General features: G+C 66.3%; 7 protein-coding genes and 2 pseudogenes. 5 read left to right on the plus strand and 4 right to left on the minus strand.

Annotated elements, in window-relative coordinates; translation table 11 throughout:
- Nucleotides 1–53 precede the first annotated feature (53 nt).
- The gene (locus tag ACO1BU_RS35135) at nucleotides 54–764 is read right to left on the minus strand and encodes an IS6 family transposase (protein ID WP_424140548.1); all 711 of its coding nucleotides are present in this window, start codon (nucleotides 762–764) and stop codon (nucleotides 54–56) included.
- 325 nt (nucleotides 765–1089) lie between these two features.
- Nucleotides 1090–2048: pseudogene (locus ACO1BU_RS35140) on the minus strand (IS5 family transposase).
- 863 nt (nucleotides 2049–2911) lie between these two features.
- On the opposite strand from ACO1BU_RS35140, the gene ACO1BU_RS35145 reads away from it, so the two are divergent.
- Nucleotides 2912–3319, plus strand: coding sequence for a hypothetical protein (locus tag ACO1BU_RS35145; protein ID WP_424140542.1), 408 nt, complete (start codon nucleotides 2912–2914; stop codon nucleotides 3317–3319).
- Between the two features lie 33 nt (nucleotides 3320–3352).
- Here the strand turns inward: ACO1BU_RS35145 and ACO1BU_RS35150 are convergent, their stop codons facing one another.
- Entirely contained in the window at nucleotides 3353–3574 is a 222-nt protein-coding gene (locus ACO1BU_RS35150; protein WP_424140543.1) for a helix-turn-helix domain-containing protein, read from the minus strand.
- A 262-nt stretch (nucleotides 3575–3836) separates the two neighbouring features.
- Between ACO1BU_RS35150 and ACO1BU_RS35155 the strand changes: the two genes are divergently transcribed.
- The 3 genes from ACO1BU_RS35155 to ACO1BU_RS35165 all read left to right on the plus strand — a co-directional run bounded on the left by ACO1BU_RS35155 (nucleotide 3837) and on the right by ACO1BU_RS35165 (nucleotide 5628).
- A complete protein-coding gene (locus tag ACO1BU_RS35155; protein WP_424140544.1) occupies nucleotides 3837–4574 on the plus strand; it encodes an antitoxin Xre/MbcA/ParS toxin-binding domain-containing protein in 738 nt (245 codons plus the stop codon).
- Nucleotides 4571–4915: an AbrB/MazE/SpoVT family DNA-binding domain-containing protein gene (locus ACO1BU_RS35160; RefSeq protein WP_424140545.1), complete on the plus strand. Its 345-nt coding sequence runs from the start codon at nucleotides 4571–4573 to the stop codon at nucleotides 4913–4915. The genes ACO1BU_RS35155 and ACO1BU_RS35160 overlap by 4 nt, the downstream gene beginning before the upstream one ends.
- A gap of 242 nt (nucleotides 4916–5157) precedes the next feature.
- Nucleotides 5158–5628, plus strand: coding sequence for an antitoxin Xre/MbcA/ParS toxin-binding domain-containing protein (locus ACO1BU_RS35165; protein ID WP_424140546.1), 471 nt, complete (start codon nucleotides 5158–5160; stop codon nucleotides 5626–5628).
- Between the two features lie 398 nt (nucleotides 5629–6026).
- Here ACO1BU_RS35165 and ACO1BU_RS35170 read toward each other — a convergent pair whose 3' ends face one another.
- Nucleotides 6027–6356, minus strand: a complete 330-nt coding sequence (locus ACO1BU_RS35170) for a Rap1a/Tai family immunity protein (RefSeq protein ID WP_424140547.1) — start codon at nucleotides 6354–6356, stop codon at nucleotides 6027–6029.
- Nucleotides 6357–6360: 4 nt separating this feature from the next.
- Here ACO1BU_RS35170 and ACO1BU_RS35175 point away from each other — a divergent pair.
- Nucleotides 6361–7049 (plus strand): annotated as a pseudogene (locus ACO1BU_RS35175) (transposase).
- The last annotated feature ends 170 nt before the right edge of the window (nucleotides 7050–7219 follow it).

The following is a 7219-nucleotide window of genomic DNA, read 5'->3' on the forward strand; positions in this document are numbered from 1 at the left end:
GGATTTGTTGCAAAGTTCAGCACAGGTCACGGGTCATCGCGGAGCCTGGGAAATCAGGCGGTGGTCCGGAATAGGTCAGCGATGAAGGCGGCTTGAGCCTGCATGTCGCGTCCACCGATGCCCCGCACTTGCCCTTTCCTGATCATCGCCATCGTCTCATAACCCGCTAACGTCCGCTGCGCCGTCCAGAAACTGCCAAAGCCCAGCCCTGGACGCATCAACCGTCGCAGTCGGCGGTGGTCTTGTTCCACGATGTTATTGAGATATTTGGCCTGGCGTAGTCGCGAGGACCGCCACGGCTCGCCATCCGCTTTCATCTCTGCCGTCGCTCGTGGATAGGCAGGGTTCTTGTCCACCGTGATCGTGCGCGGGTTCACTGTGTGAGGCTGGCTCAGGGCCTTGCGGAAGAAGCGCTTCGCGGCCGCCGCGTCCCGCTTGGCCGCGAGCAGGAAGTCGATCGTCTGCCCGCAGCTGTCCACCGCGCGGTAGAGATACATCCAGCGTCCCTTCACACGGACATAAGTCTCGTCGACCCTCCAGGACCCGTTGCTCGGGTGCAGGTAGGGCCGGATCCGTTTCTCAAACTCGGGCGCACAGGCCTGCACCCAACGGAAGATGGTCGTGTGATCCACCTCGACGCCACGGTCGGCCAGCATCAGCGCGAGGTCGCGATAGCTGATCGGGAACATGAGGGACCAGCGGACGGCCCAGAGGATCACCTCGGCGGTGAACTGCCGGCCCTTGAAGGACTGACCCTGCCGGATCCGGACCGTGCGACGCCACTTTGCCATGCCCAGGCCCGTACCTGCTCCCGCGGGCAGCTCAAAGTTGCAACAGATCCGTCGGCGAGACGGGATCGGGAAAACCAGTGTGCAACACCGTACCTTGAGTACGCGACCTTGATCTGGACCCGATCCGCGAACTCCCATGCAGGCCGGCGGTCCGTGACCGCGTAAGAGGCCGGACAGATGGCAGCATCCGACTACGCGTCACCGCAATTCTGAAGTTTTCCCTTGCCCTGAAGGGGGCGTCCACAGATGTTGCATGGCTCGCCGGTGTGGGCGGACTGCGCCCTACCCCGATCGGGGCTCATGTGAGGCGGACGTACTTCGGGCGCCCGAGCTCGAGCATGCGGTTCAGCACGTCGACGGCGACGGCCACCTCGGCTTCCTGACGCCCGTCGGTCTGCGAGCGTAGGCCGTCGCCGATGACGCGCTTCCATCGCGAGATGTCGGCCTCCACAAGGGCGCGCCAGTTGTACCCTGACGCCCGCTGCCAGCCCATGCGGCCGCGCTCGGCAATGATCTGCATATGTCGGTCCCGCTGCGTCGGCTCGGTCTTAGCCGTATCGCTCTGCACCGCGCTCGATCGGGGTGGGACGATGACGCCGGATGCCGCGCGGCGACCCCGGCGTAGACGTCGTTCCGGTCGTAGGCCCCGTCGCCGGTGAAGGACGCCACCGACCCGCTGACCTGGTCGAGCAAAGGCCCGACCCGCGAGCCGTCATCGGTATCCTTGTCGGTCAGCGCTGACGCGACGATCCGCCCGGTGTCGGCATCGGTGGCAAGATGGAGCTTGCTCCACCCGCGCCGCGTCCTCGTACCGTGCTTCTCCACAAGCCACTCGCCTGGGCCGCAGAGCTTCAATCCCGTGCTGTCCACCAGCAGGTGCACGGGCTCGCGCCCAGGGCGCGGCCGCGGCACCTCCAGCGTCTCCGCTCGCCGGCTGATCGTACCGTGATCGGGCACGGCGAGGTCGAGCCCGAGCAGGGTCATGATGGAGGCGATGAGGCCTTCCGTCTGGCGCAGCTCCAGGCGGAACACCGCCCGCAGGGTCAGCGCCGTGGTGATCGCCAAGGCGGAGTAGCGCGGCTGACCACCACGGCCAGTGCGAGGCTCTGCACCCCACGCCTCGATTGCCTCTGCCGTGAACCACACGGTGAGGCTGCCGCGGGCGCGCAGACCAGCCTCGTAGGAGGGCCAGTTCGTCACCCGGTGCCGCTGCTTTGGGATGCGGTGCCGGCGGTCGGCATTGGCCTTGTACGGCATGGCGGACGCCTCATTAGCCATCGAGGGTTAGCCCTCACGCCAGCCTACCCGACGATGCCCAACCGGACGACCCATGCACCAAGGTCCCTCCTTGCCCCGCCCCTGCCGCTCCGCCATGCACCCCGCGACGAGTGCCGCCCGCGCCTCCTCCGCCGTCCCGTGCTCCCGCACCATCCAGTGGGTTCTCCCGCACTTTCCGTGCTGCCGTTGCGGTCTCACGCTGCATGGAGGGCGCGGGCGCGGAGGAGACCGAAGCCTGCTCGTCTCGTGGCGCAGGAGACGCTGCAGCCGCTTAACCATAGTAATCGCCTCGGCCAATCGGGGCGCCTGACGGAGCATCTCCACCTCCTGGACGGTGATCCCCGCTGCGCTTGGTCCGCCCGCAAGCGCGGCGCGTGGAAGCCACTCACCGGGCGCACGACAGGGAAGCACCCAAGCGGGCTTTCCTCGAGGCCAGGACGATCTCGACGTGCCCCTCCTTGGCCCGACCGACCGTCAGCTTTGGCGCGAGCGCTGACAGAACCGCTGCCTGATGCGCAATCGGGCCGAGGTCCCGAACAAACCTTCAGCAAACGCCACCTGATGTCGGGCGAGAAGGAGAGGCAAGGAGAGGAGCGCCTTCATGCGGTGCGGCGCGGGTGCCTGGACCGGGCCATGGGCCGGTCCGGCATCCCGCCGCCGCGCCTTTGAAGGCGTTACACTTTGACGAAATGGAATGATCAGAACACGCCCCCGCTGGGGGGTGCCCCGCCGAGTGCAGGAGAGGGCCGCGACTGGGACCGTGGCGGATCGGGCGACCCAGGCCGGGCCGGGTTGCACCTGGACCGCGACCAACCAGTCAGCGCCGTACTGGGGTGCGTACAATGACCCCCTCCAGCCCCGGCGGTGGTCGGAACGGCCCGACTTCCCACGCAACTCTCCTCGCACTCTGCGCCCGCATCCTCGCGCTGCAACGGCGAACGGAGGAGCTCGGCGTCCTGGAGCAGCGCGTGGAGCAGGAGAAGGGCCTGCTCGCCGCAAGCCGATACCATGGCCAACAGGTCAGGCTGGTGCAGCGCCGCCTCCGCCTCATCGACCGGGTGTGCCGTCTGCCTGCGACGACCTTCGCCATGAGGCGCGCCAAGGCAGAGGCGCTCCTGACCCTGGTCATCCTGGACCCGGAGGGCCGACCTGAGCATCCGGAGGACTGGCCCCTCTGGTCGGCCTTGCAGGACCTCGCGGCGGATTGGAGCGGCATGAACGGCAGCTCAGCGCCGACGCCACCGGAGTAGGCCAGGAAGCTGGGTGGGACCTTGCGGCCTCGCTCAGCCCTTCCGGCCCGGCGGCTTGGCGGCCGGGACGCGGAGGATGGCGGTCAAGAGTGCATGGGGATCGAGGTTGAGGGCGGCCGCGAATTCCAGCATCTCCTCCACATCCAGCCTGCGCTCGCCCTGCTCCACCTTCGAAACAAAGCTCTGCGGCTGGTGCAAGCGGTCCGCCAACTCGCCCTGTAGAAGACCGAGAGCAATGCGACGGTCGCGGAGCAACTCCCGGAGCCGGGTTGATCGGGGTGACCACCGCGTGCGCGGCATAGAGGCTGACCTATAGGGGTAAGACAAAACCGATAATCGGCTTGCGCCTGCATCCCATATTCGATTATAGGATTGGCCTGTTCGCGTTTGGCCCGTTGGTAGCAGCAGCGAGGCATTGCGCCATGACACGGAGAGGACCAGCACCGCCATGGCGCGAGAAGATCCACTCAGGGCAACCTCGCTCAATCCGGCTGTCGCATTCCGGCAGGCTTGGCAGATGTCCGAGCATTGGGGTCTGAGTCATCGGGAGTTGCTGTTGCTGCTTGGTGAACCGGACCGGGCCAGCTACCAGCGCTGGAGGCTCGGTGACCTGACCGGCTTCCCGCGCGAGACCGTCCTCCGCCTCCACCTGCTGCTCGACCTGCATCGAACACTGCAGCGGATTTTTGCCCGCCCGGATAGCGGCTACGACTGGGTGACCCGGTCGGATGTTGCGCTCGGCGGCCGAAGCCCGCTCGATCGAATGCTGGATGGAGGGCTGGGCGACCTCCAGGTTGTGCACGACCGCCTCACTACGGAGGCAGGTGGCATTTCCCTGGACGATGCCACGCGAGCCGGGCGCCGGCTGCCAGGCACACCGCTGGAGAGGAACCTTCAGGAGGCGCTGGCCCGGTTCAGCGATGCCTGGTGCAGGGCAGAAGGGGGGCCGCTGCCGCCCGAAGCGGAACCTGTTCACGGGTTCACCTCATGGGAGGCGATGGAGCGCTGGGTGCGGGACGGGGGTGGGGCAGAGGACGCGCCGATCCGTTCCCGAATCGAGACGCTGCTCGTCCAGGCGAACCGGATCCTGCGCCAGGATGAGGAGGTGCGGGCCTGGCTCACCGAACGGCATCCCTTCCTCTCCAACGAGCCGCCGCTGAGTCTGGCCGTTACACCGGGGGGGCTGCGTCGGGCCGAGCGCATTCTTCCCATGTCCGCTCTGCATGCTGTCACTGCGAAGAAGGTGGGGCGATGAGCTGCTACACGGTGCGGGTCGGTGCGAATGGTCAGGTGACCCTCCCCAAGGAAGTGCTGGAGCACCTCGGGCTGGAATCCGGGTCTGGGGTGGTGTTCGAGATTGTCGGTCAGCAACGGGTCATCCTGCGGAAGGAGCAGGACACCGCGGACGAGCGTCCTTGCACGACGGTCCCACACAGATGCCCAGGCACGGCCGAGTTCAGTCGGGACGAATCGACGCCCGGTCCTGCGATGACCGCCAGGAATGACCGTCACAACGCTTTCCCCGAGGACCGGCTCCACAAGGGCCAGACCGCACAGGGCATCAACTACGTACTCAAGCGGCTTGTGAAGACGTAAGAGGATGCGAGTGAGGTGACGGGGGCTGGCCCTGCTGAGCTGCAGGCGATCGCCAACTACGATCTGCGTGAACTGACTTTGGAGAGACTGATAGCCATCGATACGGCGCTGATCCTCTGGGATTGGGATTATAGTTGCCGCCCATCGGCCGAGGTGCCGGACATTCGATCCGCCGCGAGCTGCAGGGTCATGACCTGAAGCGCGGCACGGCCCCGTTCGCTCGTCCAGCAAGGACATGCCACATGCAACGTGATGTCAGGGTCGAGATCCTCGTCGACGAAGCGACGGCCGAACTTCTGAGGAGCCCCGCTCACCGAGAGATCATCGGTGAACTGGTGATGCGCATAGCCAAGCCCTCAGACGGCCAGGATCCGCTCTCTGGCCAGTTCGAGGGGGAGCTGCTGCTGCGGCAGGAAGCGGGCCAGGCTGTGACTGGCTTGAACGCCGGGCAGGCCGCATCAATCACCAGCCAGCCCACCAGGCATATGTCTGACGAAGAGATGCTTGCGCCCTGGCCCACACCCATCGTTGTGGCTGACATCGTGGCGTATGCAGCACGTGTTCTGGGCTCCGACGGCGCCGCAAAATGGTGGCTGTTCAGCCCGATGATGCTGCTGGGCGGGCAACGGCCCATTGAGCTCCTCGCAGCGAACGAAGGAGCGAAGAGGATCGTCACCCTCCTCGGGCAGATCGAATATGGCGTCTATTCGTAGGGACCAACGCCCACTGGCGGCGGGCGGCCCGGCTACTGGATCTGCGAGGCCTGCCCTCGCGCCACCGGCGAGCCATGGCCGGCAGAACAATGGCAACCTGAAGTCCCTTCTCGCCGTCAGCCTCGCGGATCTTCGGCACCTCGTGTCTGGTGGGCTCAGGCGGCTCGGGGATTAGAGACGGGTGGTCAAACATGGGCTGCGGCGTAGGGCGGCGTCAAAGTCTCATCAAACCCGCGCGCCCGGGGCCAGCAGGTCAGGCGTGACAATCATGTATCATCACGCCTTGGGGGTGCTGAGCCGCGCTTCGGCGGGCCCATTCAAAGGCGTGACAATGGTGGCTTATCACGCCTTAGCGGGCTCGCCGGCCGATTTGCCGTAAAAAGCCGCCCGACCTCGGTTCAGGCGGAAATTACGCCTCTGGCCCCGCCTAACCGCTCCACAGACCAGCCCAGCGCGACCTGAGGTCTCCGGCACGGAAAGGCTTGGGAGAGGGCTATCGCGGTGATCCGGGCTGCGGTGACATGCCGGCTCTGAGGGTTGTTCTCTGGGTGCCGTCTGATACCGGCCCGTACCTGCCCCACGGTCACTTCATCAGGGATACAGGCCCACTCGCCCAAGATGACAGATCCAGCCATGAGGGCGTCTGCAATGCCAGACCGGCGTGGTGCATGGATCGAGCGGGTGCTCGCCTTGGGATGGGATGGGGTCAACCCCGCGTGAGAGAGCACCCCCTTGCCCTTGGAGGCGAACGCCGCCCGGCGGCATCGGACCCCGCGACAGTGTCAGAGGGTGACGAACTGGCCTGCGTATGAGGCGGGCCTGCGGGCCCGCGGCAGCCTGACCGTGTGGTTCTCGGAGGAGGCGATCGAGGGATGGCGTGCGGCGCACCGCGCGTGAAGCATGGCAGCAAGCGGCGTCGGGCGTGGAGGAAGCTGCACCTTGCCACGGACGCCGACACCGGCCGGATCATCGCGACGAAGCTGACCGGGCATGATGCGGATGACGGTGGGCAAGTCGGCCCGCTGCTCGAAGGAGTTGGCGAAGTCGCGTCCTTCACTGGCGACGGCGCATACGATCGCGATGACGTCTATGCCGCGGTCGCGGCGCGTCATCCGGATGCGGAGGTCATTGTCCCGCCACGATCGAGTGCAGTGCCGAGTGCAACAGCCGGGACTGCGCCGACGAGGCGGGACCGACATCTGCAGAGCCTCGCCCAACGCGGCCGCATGGGATGGCAGAAGGCGTCCGGCTACAGCTGGCGCGCTCTGGTCGAGGCCGATGTGTCACGTTGGAAGCGCATCATCGGTCCTGGCCTACGCTCCCGAACTGATCGTCGCCAGGCAACCGAGGTGGCCATTGCAGTGGCGGCCCTGAACCGCATCTTGGACCTGGGTCGCCCGGATTACGTCCGCATCAGCTGACCACGGAGGCGCTCTGGCTCCGCACGTCCTCCTCGTCGATCCATGCAACATCTGTGGACGCCCCCTTCAGGGCAAGGGAAAACTTCAGAATTGCGGTGACGCGTAGTCGGATGCTGCCATCTGTCCGGCCTCTTACGCGGTCACGGACCGCCGGCCTGCATGGGAGTTCG

It is taken from the genome of Roseomonas chloroacetimidivorans (assembly GCF_049629625.1).
GTDB classification, from domain to species: Bacteria; Pseudomonadota; Alphaproteobacteria; order Acetobacterales; family Acetobacteraceae; genus Roseomonas; species Roseomonas chloroacetimidivorans.

Bases quoted from the DNA above. Each gene is read 5' to 3' on its own strand.
- ACO1BU_RS35145 (WP_424140542.1), top strand. From the start codon at position 2,912: ATGACCCCCTCCAGCCCCGGCGGTGGTCGGAACGGCCCGACTTCCCAC.
- ACO1BU_RS35155 (WP_424140544.1), top strand. From the start codon at position 3,837: ATGTCCGAGCATTGGGGTCTGAGTCATCGGGAGTTGCTGTTGCTGCTT.
- ACO1BU_RS35160 (WP_424140545.1), top strand. From the start codon at position 4,571: ATGAGCTGCTACACGGTGCGGGTCGGTGCGAATGGTCAGGTGACCCTC.
- ACO1BU_RS35165 (WP_424140546.1), top strand. From the start codon at position 5,158: ATGCAACGTGATGTCAGGGTCGAGATCCTCGTCGACGAAGCGACGGCC.